Annotated in this window: 13 protein-coding genes; 8 read left to right on the forward strand and 5 right to left on the reverse strand. The window is 67.7% G+C overall.

The genetic code is table 11. The annotated features are described in order from the left end of the window. The first annotated feature begins 36 nt into the window (after positions 1–36). The 4 genes from AC3RCE_RS25415 to AC3RCE_RS25430 all read left to right on the forward strand — a co-directional run bounded on the left by AC3RCE_RS25415 (position 37) and on the right by AC3RCE_RS25430 (position 5,266). Positions 37–1,557 carry a CoA-acylating methylmalonate-semialdehyde dehydrogenase gene (locus AC3RCE_RS25415; protein ID WP_218297060.1) on the forward strand — a complete coding sequence of 507 codons (1,521 nt, stop codon included), beginning with the start codon at positions 37–39 and terminating at the stop codon, positions 1,555–1,557. A 235-nt stretch (positions 1,558–1,792) separates the two neighbouring features. Continuing rightward, positions 1,793–4,138 (forward strand): NADP-dependent malic enzyme, encoded by a 2,346-nt coding sequence (locus AC3RCE_RS25420; RefSeq protein ID WP_218297059.1) that lies wholly within the window; start codon positions 1,793–1,795, stop codon positions 4,136–4,138. Between the two features lie 154 nt (positions 4,139–4,292). Then, the gene (locus AC3RCE_RS25425; protein ID WP_218297058.1) at positions 4,293–4,700 is read left to right on the forward strand and encodes a guanyl-specific ribonuclease; all 408 of its coding nucleotides are present in this window, start codon (positions 4,293–4,295) and stop codon (positions 4,698–4,700) included. 140 nt (positions 4,701–4,840) lie between these two features. Further along, entirely contained in the window at positions 4,841–5,266 is a 426-nt protein-coding gene (locus AC3RCE_RS25430) for a barstar family protein (RefSeq protein ID WP_010464776.1), read from the forward strand. 377 nt (positions 5,267–5,643) lie between these two features. Here the strand turns inward: AC3RCE_RS25430 and rsmA are convergent, their stop codons facing one another. The 3 genes from rsmA to AC3RCE_RS25445 all read right to left on the reverse strand — a co-directional run bounded on the left by rsmA (position 5,644) and on the right by AC3RCE_RS25445 (position 10,476). Then, a complete protein-coding gene (gene rsmA / locus AC3RCE_RS25435; protein WP_218297057.1) occupies positions 5,644–6,423 on the reverse strand; it encodes a 16S rRNA (adenine(1518)-N(6)/adenine(1519)-N(6))-dimethyltransferase RsmA in 780 nt (259 codons plus the stop codon). A gap of 187 nt (positions 6,424–6,610) precedes the next feature. Next, positions 6,611–8,029 (reverse strand): peptidylprolyl isomerase, encoded by a 1,419-nt coding sequence (locus tag AC3RCE_RS25440; RefSeq protein WP_218339383.1) that lies wholly within the window; start codon positions 8,027–8,029, stop codon positions 6,611–6,613. A gap of 11 nt (positions 8,030–8,040) precedes the next feature. Continuing rightward, positions 8,041–10,476: an LPS-assembly protein LptD gene (locus tag AC3RCE_RS25445; protein ID WP_370627751.1), complete on the reverse strand. Its 2,436-nt coding sequence runs from the start codon at positions 10,474–10,476 to the stop codon at positions 8,041–8,043. 106 nt (positions 10,477–10,582) lie between these two features. On the opposite strand from AC3RCE_RS25445, the gene AC3RCE_RS25450 reads away from it, so the two are divergent. From AC3RCE_RS25450 to AC3RCE_RS25460, 3 genes are all read left to right on the forward strand, one after another. Then, on the forward strand, positions 10,583–11,725 hold the full coding sequence (locus AC3RCE_RS25450) for an aminoglycoside phosphotransferase family protein (protein WP_370627750.1): 1,143 nt from the start codon (positions 10,583–10,585) through the stop codon (positions 11,723–11,725). 92 nt (positions 11,726–11,817) lie between these two features. Then, positions 11,818–12,579, forward strand: a complete 762-nt coding sequence (locus AC3RCE_RS25455; protein ID WP_218339382.1) for a 16S rRNA (uracil(1498)-N(3))-methyltransferase — start codon at positions 11,818–11,820, stop codon at positions 12,577–12,579. 131 nt (positions 12,580–12,710) lie between these two features. After that, positions 12,711–13,865 (forward strand): diguanylate cyclase, encoded by a 1,155-nt coding sequence (locus AC3RCE_RS25460; protein WP_492254218.1) that lies wholly within the window; start codon positions 12,711–12,713, stop codon positions 13,863–13,865. 83 nt (positions 13,866–13,948) lie between these two features. Here the strand turns inward: AC3RCE_RS25460 and AC3RCE_RS25465 are convergent, their stop codons facing one another. Continuing rightward, positions 13,949–15,250 carry an acyl-CoA dehydrogenase family protein gene (locus AC3RCE_RS25465; RefSeq protein ID WP_492246426.1) on the reverse strand — a complete coding sequence of 434 codons (1,302 nt, stop codon included), beginning with the start codon at positions 15,248–15,250 and terminating at the stop codon, positions 13,949–13,951. Between the two features lie 196 nt (positions 15,251–15,446). Here AC3RCE_RS25465 and AC3RCE_RS25470 point away from each other — a divergent pair, with 196 nt between their 5' ends. After that, a complete protein-coding gene (locus AC3RCE_RS25470) occupies positions 15,447–16,187 on the forward strand; it encodes an SOS response-associated peptidase (protein WP_492254219.1) in 741 nt (246 codons plus the stop codon). Between the two features lie 206 nt (positions 16,188–16,393). Here the strand turns inward: AC3RCE_RS25470 and AC3RCE_RS25475 are convergent, their stop codons facing one another. Continuing rightward, the gene (locus AC3RCE_RS25475; protein ID WP_218297052.1) at positions 16,394–17,167 is read right to left on the reverse strand and encodes a right-handed parallel beta-helix repeat-containing protein; all 774 of its coding nucleotides are present in this window, start codon (positions 17,165–17,167) and stop codon (positions 16,394–16,396) included. Between the last annotated feature and the right edge of the window lie 103 nt (positions 17,168–17,270).

Genomic DNA, 17,270 nt, shown 5'->3' on the forward strand with positions numbered 1-17,270 from the left:
ATGGGCGCTGGAAGCATCTTTTAATCATATCCAGACATGAACCACGACAAGAACGTCACCACCACCATCGGCCACCTGATCGACGGCCAGCCCGTTGCCGACACGGCGCGCACCCAGCCGGTGTTCGACCCCGCCACCGGCGAGTCCCACACGAGCGTGGCCCTGGCAAGCAAGGCCACGGTGGAACAGGCCATCGCCTCGGCCCAGGCCGCCTTCCCGGCCTGGCGCAACACCCCGCCGCTCAAGCGCGCGCGCGTGATGGGCAAGCTGAAAGTCCTGCTCGAGGACAACGCCGACAAGATCGCCGCCCTGATCACCGCCGAGCACGGCAAGGTGCTGGCCGATGCGCATGGCGAGCTGCAGCGCGGCATCGAGAACGTGGAGTTCGCCAGCTACGCGCCCGAGCTGCTCAAGGGCGAGCACAGCCGCAACGTGGGCCCGTCCATCGACTCCTGGAGCGAATTCCAGGCGCTGGGCGTGTGCGCCGGCATCACCCCGTTCAACTTCCCGGCCATGGTGCCGCTGTGGATGTGGCCCATGGCCGTGGCCTGCGGCAACACCTTCGTGCTCAAGCCGTCGGAGCGCGACCCGTCCTCGACGCTGTTCGTGGCCCAGCTCGCGCTCGAAGCCGGCCTGCCGCCCGGCGTGCTCAACGTGGTCAATGGCGACAAGGAAGCGGTGGACACGCTGCTGGCCGACCCGCGCGTGAAGGCCGTGAGCTTCGTGGGCTCCACGCCCATCGCCGAGTACATCTACGCCGAAGGCTGCAAGCACGGCAAGCGCGTGCAGGCCCTGGGCGGAGCCAAGAACCACGCGGTGCTGATGCCCGATGCCGACGTGGGCAACGCCGTGAGCGCGCTGATGGGCGCGGCCTATGGCTCCTGCGGCGAGCGCTGCATGGCCATCCCCCTGCTCGTCGCCGTGGGTGACGAGGTGGGAGACGCCGTGGTCGCCGGGCTGAAGGCCGAGATCGCCAGGATGAAGGTCGGCCCCGGCACGGACAACGGCAACGACATGGGCCCGCTGGTCACCCGGCAGCACTTCGAGAAAGTGAAGTCCTATGTGGACAGCGGCGTGGCCGAAGGCGCGACCCTGGTGGTGGACGGCCGGGGCGTGCAGGTGGCCGCAGGCCATGAGAACGGCTACTTCCTGGGCGCGTGCCTGTTCGACAACGTCCGGCCCGGCATGAAGATCTACCAGGAAGAGATCTTCGGGCCCGTGCTGGGCGTGGTGCGCGTGAAGACGCTGCAAGAGGCGATGAACCTGATCGACGCCCACGAATACGGCAACGGCACCTGCATCTTCACGCGCGACGGCGAAGCGGCGCGCTACTTCACCGACCACATCCAGGTCGGCATGGTGGGCGTGAACGTGCCCCTGCCCGTGCCCGTGGCCTACCACTCGTTCGGCGGCTGGAAGCGCAGCCTGTTCGGCGACCTGCACGCCTACGGGCCCGATGCCGTGCGCTTTTACACCAAGCGCAAGACCATCACGCAGCGCTGGCCCTCGGCCGGCGTGCGCGAAGGCGCAGTGTTCAGCTTCCCCAGCAGCCGCTGACCGAGCCCCCGCGCCCAGGCCAAGACGCCCCGCAGCCGCCCCGGCTGCGGGGCGTCTTGCCTTGTGGGGGATTGCAGCCGATGGGGTCATGGCTGATCCACCCATATAAGCAGATTCGCTTACTAGGGTTTTCACGACCACCGCCCTACAATCGCAGACCCTTACAAAGCTGACAGCCACTGCAGCGCCTCTGCAGCCCGGTTTTTGCACCCACCCCCTGAGTTGGAGACACTGAATGCCCGAGAACACCACGGCCCAGAACAACAACAACGATTCCGACAAGCGCGCCCAGCTGCGCCGTGCCGCTCTCGAGTACCACGAATTTCCCAAGCCCGGCAAGATCGCCATCGCCGCCACCAAGCAGATGGTGAACCAGCACGACCTGGCCCTGGCCTACTCGCCCGGCGTGGCCGCGCCCTGCGAGGAGATCGTGAAGGACCCCGCCAACGCCTTCCGCTACACCGCGCGTGGCAACCTGGTGGCCGTCATCAGCAACGGCACCGCCGTGCTGGGCCTGGGCGACATCGGCGCGCTGGCCTCCAAGCCGGTGATGGAAGGCAAGGGCGTGCTGTTCAAGAAATTCGCCGGCGTGGACGTGTTCGACATCGAGATCGACGAGAAGGACCCGGCCAGGCTGGTGGAGGTGATCGCCGCGCTGGAGCCGACGTTCGGCGCGATCAACCTCGAAGACATCAAGGCACCCGACTGCTTCTACGTGGAGCGCGAACTGCGCAAGCGCATGAAGATCCCCGTCTTCCACGACGACCAGCACGGCACGGCCATCACCGTGGCGGCGGCCATCGTGAATGCGCTCAAGGTGGCGGGCAAGAAGATCGAGGACGTGAAACTGGTCACCAGCGGCGCGGGCGCGGCGGCGCTGGCCTGCCTGAACCTGCTGCTCAAGGTGGGCGTGCAGCGCAAGAACGTGTTCGTCACCGACCTGGCCGGCGTGGTCTATGAAGGCCGCGAAGAGCTGATGGACGACGACAAGCGCCAGTTCATGCAGAAGACCGAGGCCCGCAAGCTGGCCGAGGTGATGGTGGGCGCGGACGTGTTCCTGGGCCTGTCGGCGGGCAACGTGCTCAAGCCCGAGATGGTGGCCACGATGGCCGAGCGGCCGGTGATCTTCGCGCTGGCCAACCCCAATCCGGAGATCACGCCCGAGCTGGCGCACAGCGTGCGCGGCGACATCATCATGGCCACGGGGCGCTCGGACTACCCCAACCAGGTGAACAACGTCCTGTGCTTCCCCTACATCTTCCGGGGCGCGCTGGACTGCGGCGCGACCACCATCACCGATGAGATGGAGATCGCCGCCGTCCACGCCATCGCCGACCTGGCCCAGGCCGAGCAAAGCGAGGTGGTGGCCGCGGCCTACGTGGGCGAGAAGCTGACGTTCGGCCCCGAATACCTGATCCCCAAGCCGTTCGACCCGCGCCTGATGATGAAGATCGCGCCGGCCGTGGCCCAGGCCGCCGCGGACAGCGGCGTGGCGCAGCGCCCCATCGCCGACATGGACGCCTACCGCGACCGGCTGCAGACCTTCGTCTACGCCTCGGGCACGACGATGAAGCCCATCTTCGACGCCGCGCGCACCGCGGCCCGCAAGCGCGTGGCCTACGCCGAGGGCGAAGAGGAACGCGTGCTGCGCGCCGCGCAGATCGTGGTGGACGAGAAGGTGGCCCGTCCCACGCTGATCGGCCGCCCGGCCATCATCGCCCAGCGCATCGAGAAATTCGGCCTGCGCCTGAAGGAAGGCGTGGACTACGACGTGGTCAACACCGATTTCGACCACCGCTACCGCGACTTCTGGCAGACCTACCACCGCATGACCGAGCGCAAGGGCATCACCCAGCAGGTCGCCAAGATCGAGATGCGCCGGCGCCTCACGCTCATCGGCTGCATGATGCTGCACAAGGGCGAGGTGGACGGCCTGATCTGCGGCACCTGGGGCACCACGGCCAACCACCTGCTCTACATCGACCAGGTGATCGGCAAGCACGCGGGCGGCGCCGACAGCACGGCGCAGGACGTGCCCGTGTATGCCTGCATGAACGGCCTCATGCTGCCAGGGCGCCAGGTCTTCCTGGTGGACACGCACGTCAACTACGACCCCACGCCCCAGGAGCTGGCCGAAATCACCGCGCTGGCCGCGGAGGAAATGATGCGCTTTGGCATCAAGCCCAAGGCCGCGCTCCTGTCGCACTCCAATTTCGGCACCAGCAACCACCCCAGCGCCGTGAAGATGCGCCAGACGCTGGAACTGCTGCGCCAGCAGGCGCCCTGGCTGGAAGTGGACGGCGAGATGCACGGCGACGTGGCCTTGGACGGCAAGGCCCGTGCGGCCCTCATGCCCAGCAGCGAACTGACGGGCGACGCCAACCTGCTGGTGTTCCCCAACATCGACGCGGCCAACATCGCCTACAACCTGCTCAAGACCGCTGCGGGCGGCGGCATCGCGATCGGCCCGGTGCTGCTGGGGGCAGCCAAACCGGTCCACATCCTGACGCCCAGCGCCACCGTGCGCCGCATCGTGAACATGACAGCCCTGACCGTGGCGGATGCCAACGTGTCGAGATAAGCCCAAAATAGATAGCAAGCACTAACTTAAAAAGCTGCTTGCCCCCTTCAGCGTCTGCCCAATCTTTGTGCAGACGCTTGCTTTTTGGGGGCCGTTGAGCGACACTAGCGGCTCGAAATTTCGGGTTAACCCGTAGTTTCTGAAAGGTTCGTTGATGCTGAAGGCTGTAGCCACCCGGGCGCGCAAAGCAGGGTTTTTGTGTGTTTTGGGTGTTGCGTTCGTGTTGTCCCCGGTGGCGGGGCATGCTCGGAAATCCCCGTCCACCGACGGTTCCCTCACCCCCATCGCACTGGCCGAGTTGCCGCCCCAAGGGCGTGCGACGTATGCGCTGATCCGTGAGGGGGGCCCCTTTCCGTATGACAAGGACGGATCGGTTTTTGGTAATCGCGAGCGGCTGTTGCCCGCCCACAAGCGGGGCTATTACCGTGAGTACACCGTCAGAACGCCAGGATCGCGCGACCGGGGAGCCCGGCGCATCGTGTGCGGCGGCAAGCCCCGGGTTCCGGACGCCTGCTACTACACCGGCGACCACTACGCCAGTTTTCGCGAGATCGTCGAATGACCCCCGATGCGGTGCACGCAGACCAGAAGAACCCTGGCAGCGCACACCGCGCCACCTTGAATCCCCCACGCGCAGGCCGCATTCCGCAGCCTTGCGAGAAGCCAGAAGTTTGTGGACTTTATAAAGAAAGAGTAGCGGAGATGCAGACGCCACTTCGTAAAGACCTGGAAACGCCACTGCGTGGCGTGCGCACCAACATCGTGCAGTCCATTCGCGCCTTCCGCGTGCAGGACCTGCAGGATGCCGCCACCTCCATGGGTCACCATTTCTTGTACGCCAACCTGGCCCACGCACAGTCCAAGCAGGATGTGCTGGACCTGATTGCCGGGCAATTCACCTTCCCGTCGCACTTCGGCAAGAATTTTGATGCGCTGTACGACTGCATGACGGATCCCTTGCACAAATCGGGCCCGCAGCCTGGTTTCATCGTGGTGCTGGAGCAGATCCCCGCCACCGGCAAGTTCGACAAGGAAGCGCGTGAACAGCTGCTCGATATCTTCCGCGACGCCGCCGACTATTGGGGCGACCGAAAAATCCCCTTCCGCTGTTTCTATTCTTTTCTGTAGCCCGTTCTGCATCCACCAGCCAAGCAGAACGGGCGAACGAGGCTACCGGCACCCAGGGTGTCGAGGGCATTGAGATCGCCGCGGAGCCCGCCGAGAAAATGCCGACCGACAAGCTCGTCGACGTGTCCCCGATGGCGCTGCGCATGAGCAGCCCTTTCAACGCCGGCTACTGGCTTTCGGCTGCCTGAGTCTGGCGGCTCATCCCCCTGAGCGGCTGCGCGCCGCTTCCCCCTTCTCCCGGCGTCGCCGGAAAGGGGGGATGCCCTCACTGCGGGGCGCCCCTTGCCTGGCATCCTCCGCTCGGGCCGTGCCAGTGGCTGTCATCTTAGTCAAATCAGACTCTAGCGCTTATCCATCAAGCGCGAGCAGCTATTGATTCAAGAGCACTGCTGTGCCAAGGCCACAAACTCGCTCACCGGAACCTCCTCGGCGCGGCGCTGGGTGTCGAAGGTGCCGGCGAACTGGCGCGCTTCGAGCCAGCGGCCCAGCGTGTGGCGCAGCAGCTTGCGGCGCTGGCTGAAGGCGACCTGCACCAGCTCTTCCAGAAGGGGCACCGACAAGGGCGCGGGCTCTGCGTGCGGCACCATGCGCACCACGGCGCTGTCCACGCGCGGGGGCGGGTCGAAGCTCTCCGGGGGAACGAACAGCACGTTTTCCATGGCGTAGCGCCATTGCAGCATCACCGACAGGCGCCCGTAGTCGCTGGTGGCAGGCTGGGCCACCATGCGGTCGATCACTTCCTTTTGCAGCATGAAGTGCTGGTCTTCGATGACCTGCACATGGTCCAGCAGATGGAACAGGATGGGCGTGGAGATGTTGTAGGGCAGGTTGCCCACCACGCGCAGCCGCAGGCCAGGCTGCGCGGCCTTCTCGCGCATCGCTTGCGCCAGCGCGGTGAAGTCCACCTTGAGCACGTCGGACTCGATCACCTCCAGCTGGCCATGCAGCCGCAGGCGCAAGGCCAGGTCGCGGTCCAGCTCGATGACCGTGAGGCGCCCCAGGCGCTCCACCAGGGGCTGCGTGAGCGCCGCAAGGCCCGGTCCGATCTCGACCATGGGCTGGCCCGGCTGGGGCGCAATGGCCTGCACGATGTCTTCGATGATGCCCTTGTCGGACAGGAAATGCTGCCCGAAGCGCTTGCGGGGGATGTGCTTCATGCCATTGGCCCGCTGGTGCTGTCGATATGCCGGGAGACGGCATGCGAGCTGTGCAAGGGCGGCCAAGCCGCGCAGGCGGCGCTTCGCCGGGGGGCGCTGGCGGGGGCCCCTCCCTTCCCGCATCGCGCAGCGATACGGAAGAAGGAGGAGGAAGGTGCGCAGCGCCTCGGGGGAACGTACTCCATCTTCATTGCGGCGGGTCGCGGTATTCCACATACGCGCGCCCGCGCAGTTCCTGCGCCCAGGTGGCGTAGGCCTCGTCCAGCTTCTTCTCGCGCACCGTATCGCGCGCCATGTCGCGCTGCTCGCGCTGCGTGAGCTTGGCCTCGCGGCGCTCGAGCAGCTGGATCAGGTGCACACCGAAGCGCGACACCAGCGGCTCGCTGACATCGCCGGGCTTGAGGCTGTTCAAGGCCTGCTCGAATTCGGGCACGTAGCGGCCCGGATTGGCCCAGCCCAGGTCGCCGCCCTCCTTGGAGCTGCCGTCCTGGGAATGCTCGCGCGCCAGCGCCGCGAAGTCGGCCTGGCCCGCCAGCACGCGGCGCCGGTAGTCCGCCAGGCGCGCCGCCGCGGCGGACTCCGTCAGCTGCGGCCCGGTGCGCAGCAGGATGTGGCGGGCATGGTTCTGCACCACCGTGGTGGGCACGCCCGCCGTGACGCGCTCCACCACCTTGAGCACGTGAAAGCCCGCCGGCGACCGCACGGGCCCGACGATGCTGCCCACCGGCAGGCCCAGCGTGGAGTTCACGAACAGTTCGGGATACCGGTCCGCCGGGCGCAGGCCCAGCAGGCCTGCGGCGCGCTGCCCTTCGGGCGCGTCGGAGAACTCGCGCGCGACGGCCGCGAAGTCCTCACCCGCGCGCACCTTGTCGGCCGCGCGCTGGGCGCGTGCCTGGCGCTCGGCCACCTGCACGGGGCTGGCATTCTCGGGGACGAGGACGAGCACGTGCCCCAGGTTGATCTCCATCGAGGCCACATCGGCGCCCCGTTGCTGCTCGCGCAGGTACTGGTCGATGTCCAGGTCGGACACCTTCACGCGCGCCTCCACTTCACGTTCGCGCAGGCGCTGCTGCAGCAGCTGGTTGCGCAGCTCTTCACGGAAGCGCTCCTTGCCCATGCCGTCCCGCGCGAGGCGGCGGTAGAGGTCGTCCACCGTCATGTTGTTCTGCCGGGCCACGCCCTGCTCGGCCTGCGACACGGCGAAGTCATCCACCTTGACGCCGGACTCCTTCGCCTGCTGCAGCTGCACGCGCTCCAGGATGATCCGTTCGAGCACTTCACGGGCGAGCAGGTCCCGCGGCGGCATGGCGCCCCCCTGCTGCGCCAGCTGTGCCTCGGCGCGCGCGAGCCGCGAGCGCACCTCGTTGTTGGTCACGGGTTCGGAGTTGACCACGGCCACGATGAAATCCGCCTGACGGGGCGCCGAACTGCCGCCGCTGCCCGCCGCCGTCTCCGCGGGCAGCGTGATCGAAGGTGCGGCCGCCGGGCGCGCCGTCAGCCCCTTGCCTGCAGGCGCGCCGGAAGGGCGCAGGCCCTGGGCCAGGGTGCCCTGGGACATCAGGGAAGCCAGGGTGGCAATGGCCAGTGCGATGACACGGTGATTCATGGCGTTAAGCGTTAGTCATAGTTGCTGAAACGGCTGGGCGTTGTCACCTGCTCGCGCAGGTTCTGGTAGCGCGGCACATTTTGCTTGAAGGTATCCAGGGGGCTGGAGCCCAGGCTCAGGCGGGAGAAGCCCACGAATTCGATCTGGAACAGCAGGCGGGTGTTGGACGTGGTGACACTGCTTTGCAGGCGCTCGAGGACCACGCGGCCGATCCAGCAGCAGCTGTCGTACTCAAAGCCCACCACGGTGTCCACGAGTTTGCGGTCCTGCAGGCTGTAGTTCAGTCGCCCGACGCTGTACCAGCGCCCGCCGCCCTGGCCACGGCCGGCGGCGCCGGATGGCTTGTTGTTGTGGGTCTCGCTGCTGCCCCACAGCGCGTCCAGCGGCCATTGCCAGCCAATGTCGATCTGCTCGCTGGTGCCGCGCTGCAGGCGGTAGGCGGCGCTCACGGTGCGGTAGTTGCCCGGGCTGTAGCGCGCACCGATGGTCGAGCGGATGGAACGGCCGGTCTTGGGGTTGTACTGCACGGTGGAGTCAAAGCCCCACTGCGGCGTCCAGGTGATGCCCGCGCCCAGCAGCAGGTCCGACAGGCGCTCGCTCACGGGCGCGCCGCCCGGCAGCGTCACCTGCTGGTCGGAGAAACGAACGCGTTGCGCAACGCCGAAGCGCGCGGCCTCGGCGCCCGTGTTCGGGTCCAGCAGCCGTGTGCTGAGGCCCAGGGTAAGCAGGTTGTTGTCGGCCAGCCGGTCGTTGCCCCCGAAGGCGTTCTCGGTGTAGATGGTGGCGAAATTGAAGTCGTTGGCCGCCGTGTCGTACACGGGCAGGCGGCTCTGGTCACGGTACGGCGTGTACGTGTAGAAAGCACGCGGTTCCAGCGTCTGCAGGAAGGCGCGGCCGAAGTATGCGGCGTCGCGCTCGAAGACCAGGCCGCTGTCCAGGCTGAAGGTGGGCAGCGCGCGGCTGGCCGAACGCTCGCCATTGGACAGCGGGGTATCGAACTGGTACTGCGTGGCGTGCAGCTGCAGGCGCGGCGTGACGAAGCCCCCGGGCGACAGGAACGGCCGGCTGATCTGCGCCATCGCATAGCTGCGGTGGGCATTGGGCTGGCCCGTCAGCTCGCGGGCCGCCTGGAAGCGCGTGGTGTCCAGCTCCACGCTGGCATCCACCCCGCCACCGAGCTGCGAGGGGGCATAGCGCCATTGCAGCTGGGGCATGCGGTCGTAAGGCGGCACGATGGGAGAAGTCACGTCCTGCAGCGTCTGCCACTTGAGGGTGCGCACGCTCGCGGACATGTCATTGCGCGCCCAGGACAGCGTGGCATCGCCGGGCAGCAGGCGCTGGCGCAGAAGCTCGGAGGCACGGCCGAAGTCGCGCCAGTAGTTGTCATCGCTGACGCGATTGAGGTTGAGGTTGAGCCCCACCCCGCCGATGCCGGTGTTGAAAGCACCCTGGTGCTGTCCCGAAAAGCTCCACCGCATGCGGTCGCGCAGGCGGTCGGTGGGCATGACGTCGGCGCTGACCTGGCCGGAATAGCTCGGCTCCAGGTAGCGGAACTCGCCCCCCAGGTTGGCGCCGCGCTTGGTCATGAGGGCGGCGCGCAGCGTGGCATCGCGGTTGGGCGCGATGTTCCAGTAGTACGGCTGCATGTAGGCCACCCCGTCGCGGCTGTCCAGGCCGATGGTCGGGGGCAGCAGGCCGGACTTGCGCTTGTCCGACAGCGGGAAGGTGATGTACGGAATCGGCAGCAGCGACACGCCCTTGAACTCCAGCACCGCGTCTTCCGCCGTACCCACCTCTTCCTCGTTGTCGATGCGGATGGTGGCGGCGCGCAGCACCCAGTCGGGCCGCCAGCTTTCTTCATTGCCGCGCTCGCACGTGGTGTACGTGGCGTTGTGCACCACGGCCCGGTCGCGGTCGATGAAATCCACGCGCGTGGCATCGCCGTGCGCCTGGGTGGCCAGAAACTTGTACCGCGCGTCGCTGAAGAAGCCCTCGAACGCATCCACCCGCAGCTCCAGCGCCGTGCCTTCGTACACATTGCCCGCGCGGTTGATGCGCACCTGCCCGCTGGCCTTGGCCAGGTCTTCGGGCACGTTGTAGTCCAGGCGGTCGGCGCGGATCACGGTGTCGCCCCGGCGCAATTCGGCATTGCCTTCGATGACGGCGTTCAGGTCGGTCTGGCCGCTGATGTGGTCACCCTTCACGAACACCGGCAGCTGGGGGCGCACGGCGTCCGGAATCTTTTCCTGCAGCAGCGGCGAGGTGCGCAGCGCGGGCGGTGCATCCCAGGCGCTGGGCGGGGGGGCCTCCGCCGCCTGCGCCAGCGCGGAGAGCGGCAGCCCGCACCAGGCCAGCGCCACGCCATAGGCCAGGGCCCGGGGCACGGGCGCGCGCAGCCGCACGGCCTTCGCCGTGGCGGGCCGGGTCCGGGGGGAAGGGGTCTGCACGGTAGGGGGCTTGCGGCGTGGCACGTGGGGCGATGGGCAGGGGCGGATGAAAGAAGGACCCGCTCACCACGGAGGCGGGGAGCGGGTTTGTAAAATCGGATTATCCATGAGCCACCCATCCTCCCCTTCTCCCGCCTGCCCGCCCCCGGGCATGGCCGTGGCAACCCCCGCAACTTGCACCGTGGCCTGGCCCGACGCGGCCCGCCAGACAGCCTTCGAAGCCTGGCTCGCCCCCCTGGTGGGCCCGCACCAGCTGCTGCCCGCCACGCTGCGCCCGGCGTCGGCCGATGCGAGCTTCCGCCGCTACCTGCGCATCGACAGCGCCACGGGCAGCAGCCGCATCGTGATGGATGCCCCGCCCCACCAGGAGAACTGTCGCCCCTTCGTGCAGGTGCAGGGCCTGATGGCGTCCGCGGGCCTGAACGTGCCGCAGATCCTGGCCTGGGACGAGCCCGGCGGATTCATGCTGCTGTCCGACCTGGGGCACCGGACGGTGATCGAGCTGCTGGACCCCGGGCAGCCCCAGGCCGCCTACGCCTGGTACCAGCAGGCCACCGATGTGCTGCTGGACTGGCAGAAGGCCTCCCAGCCCGGCGTGCTGCCGGCCTACGACGAGGCGCTGCTGCGCCGCGAGCTGGCGCTGTACCCCGACTGGTACCTGGGCCGACACCGCGGCGTCACGCTGGACGACCAGCAGCAGGCCACCCTGGGCAGCGCCTTCGATGCCATCGTGGCGCACAACCTCGCCGCGCCCCAGGTCTACGTGCACCGCGACTTCATGACGCGCAACCTGATGGCCCCCGTCGAAGAAGGCGCGCCCCTGGGCGTGCTGGACTTCCAGGACGCCGTCTACGGTCCCATCACCTATGACATCGCCAGCCTGCTGCGCGACGCGTTCATCAGCTGGGAAGAGGAGTTTGTCATCGACATTACCGTGCGTTACTGGGAAAAGGCGCGCAAGGCCGGGCTGCTGGGCGCCCGCAGCGCCAGCGGCTGGGGCGATGACTTCGGCGAGTTCTACCGCGCGGTGGAATGGATGGGCCTGCAGCGCCACCTCAAGGTCGCGGGCATCTTCGCGCGCCTGACCCTGCGCGACGGCAAGCCCAGGTACCTGGCCGACGCGCCGCGTTTCATGGCCTACATCCGCGCCACGGCCAACCGCTACCGCCAGCTGGGGCCCCTGCTCAAGATGCTCGACCAGATCGAGGGCACCGAGCCGGTCACGGGATTTGCCTACGGCCGGATGTAGGGGCGCCACCGGGCGCATGCCAGGAAAAATCGAGTCCAATCAGGCTGTAGCGCTTGTCCTTCAAGCGCAAACAGCTATAAATTAGGTAGCAAATGCCCCGTTTCCACTGCCCGGCCCTTCTGTCCACCGGCGCCGAGCTGGACCTGCCCCCGGGCGCCGCGCGCCATGTGCAGGTGCTGCGCCTGCAGCCGGGTGACTCCATCACGCTGTTCCATGGCGGCCAGGACGGGGGCGACCCGGGCGGCGAGTTCGACGCCACCGTGCTGCGCATGGGCCGCAGCGACGTGCGCGTGCTGGTGGGCGCGCACCATGCCACCGAACGCGAAGCCGCGCGCACGGTGCACCTGCTGGCGGGCATCACCGCCAACGAGCGCATGGACTGGCTCGTCGAGAAAGCCACCGAACTGGGCGTGGCCAGCATCACGCCCCTGGTGGCCGAGCGCAGCGTGCTCAAGCTCAAGGGCGAGCGGGCCGAGAAAAAAATTGCCCACTGGCAGGCCGTGGCCGTGGCCGCCTGCGAGCAGTGCGGCCGCAACCGCGTGCCCGTGGTGCACGGCGCCGTGGACCTGGCCAGCTGGGTGCGTGCGCGGCAGGCGGGTGGCGCCGGGGCCGAAGCGGCGGCGCAGCGCCTGCTGCTGTCGCTGCGCGCGGGCACCGCGCCACTGCATGCGGCGGCGGCCCCCGCCGGGCCCGTGGTGTTTCTTTCCGGCCCGGAAGGCGGCCTCTCCGGCGCCGAGGAAGATCTGGCGCTGCTCCACGGCTTCGCCCCGGTCACGCTGGGGCCGCGCGTGCTGCGCGCCGAGACGGCGCCGCTCGCGGCCCTGGCGGCGCTCACGCTTCTCGCGGGCCCGTGAGGGGTTCACCCAGGCTGTACGCAGGGCGGCCCCCGCCCTAGAATGAACCGCAGAGCACCGGCAGCCGCCCGCCCGCGCGCCGCTGGCCCCGCGTTCCGCGCGATCCCACCACACTGGCAGGAGTTTCCATCTTGCGCACATCTTCCCGCCGGCGCCGCCTCAGGGATGTGGTTCTGTCGACCGATCCCCGGCGGCGCACGCTGGTGAGCATGGCGCTGCTCGCGCTGGCGCTCATGTCCAGCAGCGCGGGCGTGATGCTGCTGGTGTCGATGGCGAGCAGCGCGGTGAACGCCGCCGCCGTGCAGTGGTGGGCCGCCATTTCAGTGGGCGGGCTCGTGGTGATGACGGCGTTCATCCGCTCGGGCGAGACCGCCCGGCTCAACGACCCCTCGCTCACCGTGCCCCAGATGGTCTGGACCATCACCAGCGGCGCCGTGGCCTACGTGCTGGCAGGCGATGCGCGCGGCGTGGTGCCCAGCGTGCTGGCCATGATCCTGTTCTTCGGCACCTTCGGGCTGACCGTGGCCGAGGTCATCGGCATCGGCGTATATGCGCTGCTGGCCTTTGCCTGCGCCGTGGCCGCCACCACCCGTTTCAGCGCCAGCCCATTCGGCTACCTGGACACCGCCTATGCGCTCATGGTGCTCATCGTGCTGGGCGGCAGCATCGCGCTGAACCTGCGCATCCAGCGCATCCGCGCGCGGCTGCGCGAGCAGCGCGAGGCCTTGGCCCACGCCCTCGCCGTCAACCGCGAGCTGGCCACGCGCGACGAGCTCACGGGCCTGCCCAACCGCCGCGCGATGCTCGACCTGATGGACCTGGAGCATCGGCGCAGCCTGCGCAGCGGCCGCCCCATGCTGCTGGCGGAACTTGACATCGATCACTTCAAGCGTGTCAACGACAGCCACGGCCATGCCACCGGCGACCGCGCGCTGCAGGCCTTTGCCGGCGTGGTGCGCGCGAGCGTGCGCGACACCGACGTGCTGGCCCGCTGGGGCGGCGAAGAGTTCGTGCTGATGCTGTCGGACACCCATCTGGACGATGCGCGCGACCAGCTCGAGCGCGTGCGCCTGGCCGTGGCCGCGATGGAGATCCCGCACTCCACCGGCGTGCTGCGCCTGTCCGTGTCGGCCGGCCTGGCGCTGCACCTGCCGGGCGACACGGTGGAGCTCACGCTGGAGCGCGCGGACCAGGCGCTCTACACCGCCAAGTCGCTGGGCCGCAACCGCGTCGTGGTGGCGCCGTCCGGCCCACGGGGCGCGGTCTCGCTCGGCGCCCGGGCTTGACATGGGGCGGCATGCCGCGCGTGCCCACGACCGCGACCTGCGCCGCGAAGGACGCGGGCAAAGCCGCCACCCTGCGGGCGCTTTCAGGCCCGCAGGCGGGGCGGGGCGCGCATCTGCTCCGGCGTGGTGAAGTAGGCGGTCGACGCGCCCAGCTGGCCGCGCACCTGGGCCAGCTCGTGGCGCGCCACGCTGCGCAGGTGCACCTCGTCGGGCCCGTCCATCAGGCGCAGCGCGCGGCCCCAGGTCCAGAACGCTGCCAGCGGCGTGTCGGGCGACAGGCCCATGGCGCCAAAGATCTGCATGGCGCGGTCCACCACGCGCTGTTGCAGGCGCGCGGCCACCACCTTGATGGCCGCGACCTGGGCACGCACCTGGCGGACATCGGCGGCATCGCCCTGGTCCAGCAACCAGGCCGCATGCAGCACCAGCAGCCGCGCCTGGTCGATCTCGATGCGCGACTCGGCAATCCACTCCTGCACGTTGGCCTGCTCGGCCAGCGCCTTGCCGAAGGCCGTGCGTTCGAGCGCGCGCTCGGTGGCCAGGCGCAGCGCCAGCTCGCACTGCCCGATGGTGCGCATGCAATGGTGCACACGCCCCGGCCCCAGGCGCGCCTGTGCCATCGCAAACCCCGCGCCCCAGTCGCCCAGGAGGTGGTCGGCCGGCACCCGGACATCCTGCAGCAGGACCTCGCAATGCCCCTCGGGGGCGTGGTGGTGCAGCACGCTGATGTTGCGCACCACCCGCAGGCCCGGCGTGGCGGCGGGCACCAGCACCATGCTGTGGCGCGCGTGGCTCGGGGCCTCGCCGCCGCCACCGTCTGCGCCGGCATTGCGGCACAGCACGATGAACAGCCGGCACTGAGGATGCGCCGCCCCCGTGATGAACCACTTGCGGCCGCTGAGCACCAGCACATCCCCTTCGCGCCGCACCGTGGTCTGCAGGTTGGTGGGGTCGGACGAGGCCACATCCGGCTCGCTCATGGCGAAGGCCGAGCGCATCTGGCCACGCAGCAGCGGCTGCAGCCAGCATGCACGCTGCGCGGGCGTGGCAAAGCGGTGCAGCAGCTCGATGTTGCCGGTGTCCGGCGCCTGGCAGTTGAACACCTCGGCGGCCCAGGGCAGGCGGCCCATCGCCTCGGCCAGCGGCGCGTAGTCGAGGTTGGACAGGCGGGTGCCGGGCTCGTCGGGCCCCAGCGTGGGCAGGAACAGGTTCCACAACCCCTCCTCGCGGGCCAGGGCCTTGAGGTCTTCCACGAAGGGCGGCGGGTAGTCGCCCGCCAGCGCGGCCGCATGCCAGGCGGCGTTGTAGGGCAGCAGATAGCGGTCCATGAACGCCACGAGGCGGTCATTCAGTTCACGGGCCAGGGGCGAAGGTGCGAAGTCCATGCGGCCATTGTGAAAACCGCACGGGCACGCGTCACAACGCAGGCGACACCGGGCTTGACACAGGTCACGCACACCGCGGCCCCGGCCCGCTGCCTGCTCTTGAATGCTCCTCATTTCATAGCTGACAGCGCTTGCCAATCCGGCGATAGCGGACATTTTTTCCATGGGTCGCGCGGCAGGCCGGTACCATCGCACGATGAGCACGCACTACGAAACCCTGCACCCCGCCGACGTCTACCGCGAGGCATTCGCGGTGGAACCTCCGCCGGCACCCGACGAGCGCCACCTGTGGCCGCGCAAGCCGGGCGGCTTCATCGTGCATGCAGCCGCCGCGGCGGCCATGGCCACCCCGCGGGGCGAACAGGCTCCAGCACCGGCTGTGGACGACAAGGCAGCCGCCGCCCGCGTGCTGGTGCCCGCGCAGTGGGGGCTGGTGCCGCACTGGGTCAAGTCGGCGTCCGACGCGAAGCTGCGCGCCCCCAAGCTGGTCAACGCCAAGTCCGACCTGGCCTCCACCGGCACGGCATTCCGCGATGCCTGGCTGAACGGCCAGCGCTGCATCGTGCCGATGATGGCGTTCTATGAAGACGACTTCCGCTCCGGCAAGGCCGTGCCCACGCGCATCTCCCGCGTGGACGGCAAGCCCATGGGCGTGGCCGGGCTGTGGGCCCGCTGGCAGGGAGCCGGTGGCGAGGTGATCGTGAGCTACTGCCTGCTCACCGTGAACGCCAACAACCACGCGCTGCTGCACCGCTACCAGCAACCGGGCAGCGAAAAGAGCATGCCCGCCATCCTGAACGAAGGCGCCTACGACGCCTGGCTCACGGCCCGCCCCGACAAGGCCAAGGAATTCATGCGCCAGTACGCGGCCACCGCGCTCACGGCCAACCCGGTGGAGAAGAAAGCCGACAAGGTGCCCAGGGGCTGGCTGGACTGACGGCCATCTTGCCCGCGGCCATTGCAAGGCCGCCGGCTCCGCTGACTCACTTACCTGTGAGCAAAGCTGCACAACGAAGGGCTGCTGACCTCGTTATGCACTTTCGTGCTGGCCGAATGGAACTCCATGGATCGGGACAAGAAAATTCAACCATCCGGGATGAAAATGAAAATTAATATCTCTAATAATATTCGACCAATGCGCTCTTAAAAATGCGGAATGGTTCCCGAGGGCGCACCGTCAAATACATTACCATTTACCATATTGTCACCAAAAGACGAAAGGCTGCCACCCAAGTTGTTATAACCTGTGTCGTTGGCCACGATCGTGGATCCTCGAAGGTAAGTCATGCCGCCACGGGTGGTGATGCCGTATGTGTAACCTCGGACGGATACATTGCTGATGGTTGATATGGAATTGGCTGCACCAATGTGGATGCCGTAGGTGCTGGTAGCGGTCGTCGCATTCGTCATTTGGACGTTGCGAATATCCATGCGCCCATTGACAACGCTGACGGCCATATTGATGCCGTAGGCATAGCCTTCGATGGTACTGTCTTCCACGACAACATACCTGGCCGCAAGGTACCTTACAGCACTCGCCGCCCCAGACACGCCAGTAAATGTAAGCCCACGCAATACCACGACGTCGGTCGGCGCCGCATTAATCACAACACCATTCACCCCAGAACCCGCCGTCAAAATCCCTGCAATATGTCCCTTTCCATTAATGGTAATGGATTTTGTAATGGTGACGCCCCCGAAACCTCCATCATCCAATGCATTGATCTCGCCGCCAGCTGCCGTTTTGCTGATCGCCCCAGCAAATGTCTTGCAGGGGGCTGTCCGGCTGCAGGGGTTTACGTCATCTCCGACTCCTGATACCCAGGTTCGTGTTGCTTGCGCGTACACCGAGGAACTGAGTCCCAGCATGAGCGTGGCCCAGAACAATACGCCCCATTTTGAGAAAGACTTTTTCATGTTGATCTCTTTCGTTAGTCTGACCATGAGCCAACCGCTGGTAGATCGTGTTGACTACTGGCACCACGTTCCCGCGCGGGAGGTTGGCAAACCCGCACACAAA

The sequence above is a fragment of the Acidovorax sp. GW823-FHT05D11 genome (assembly GCF_058795695.1).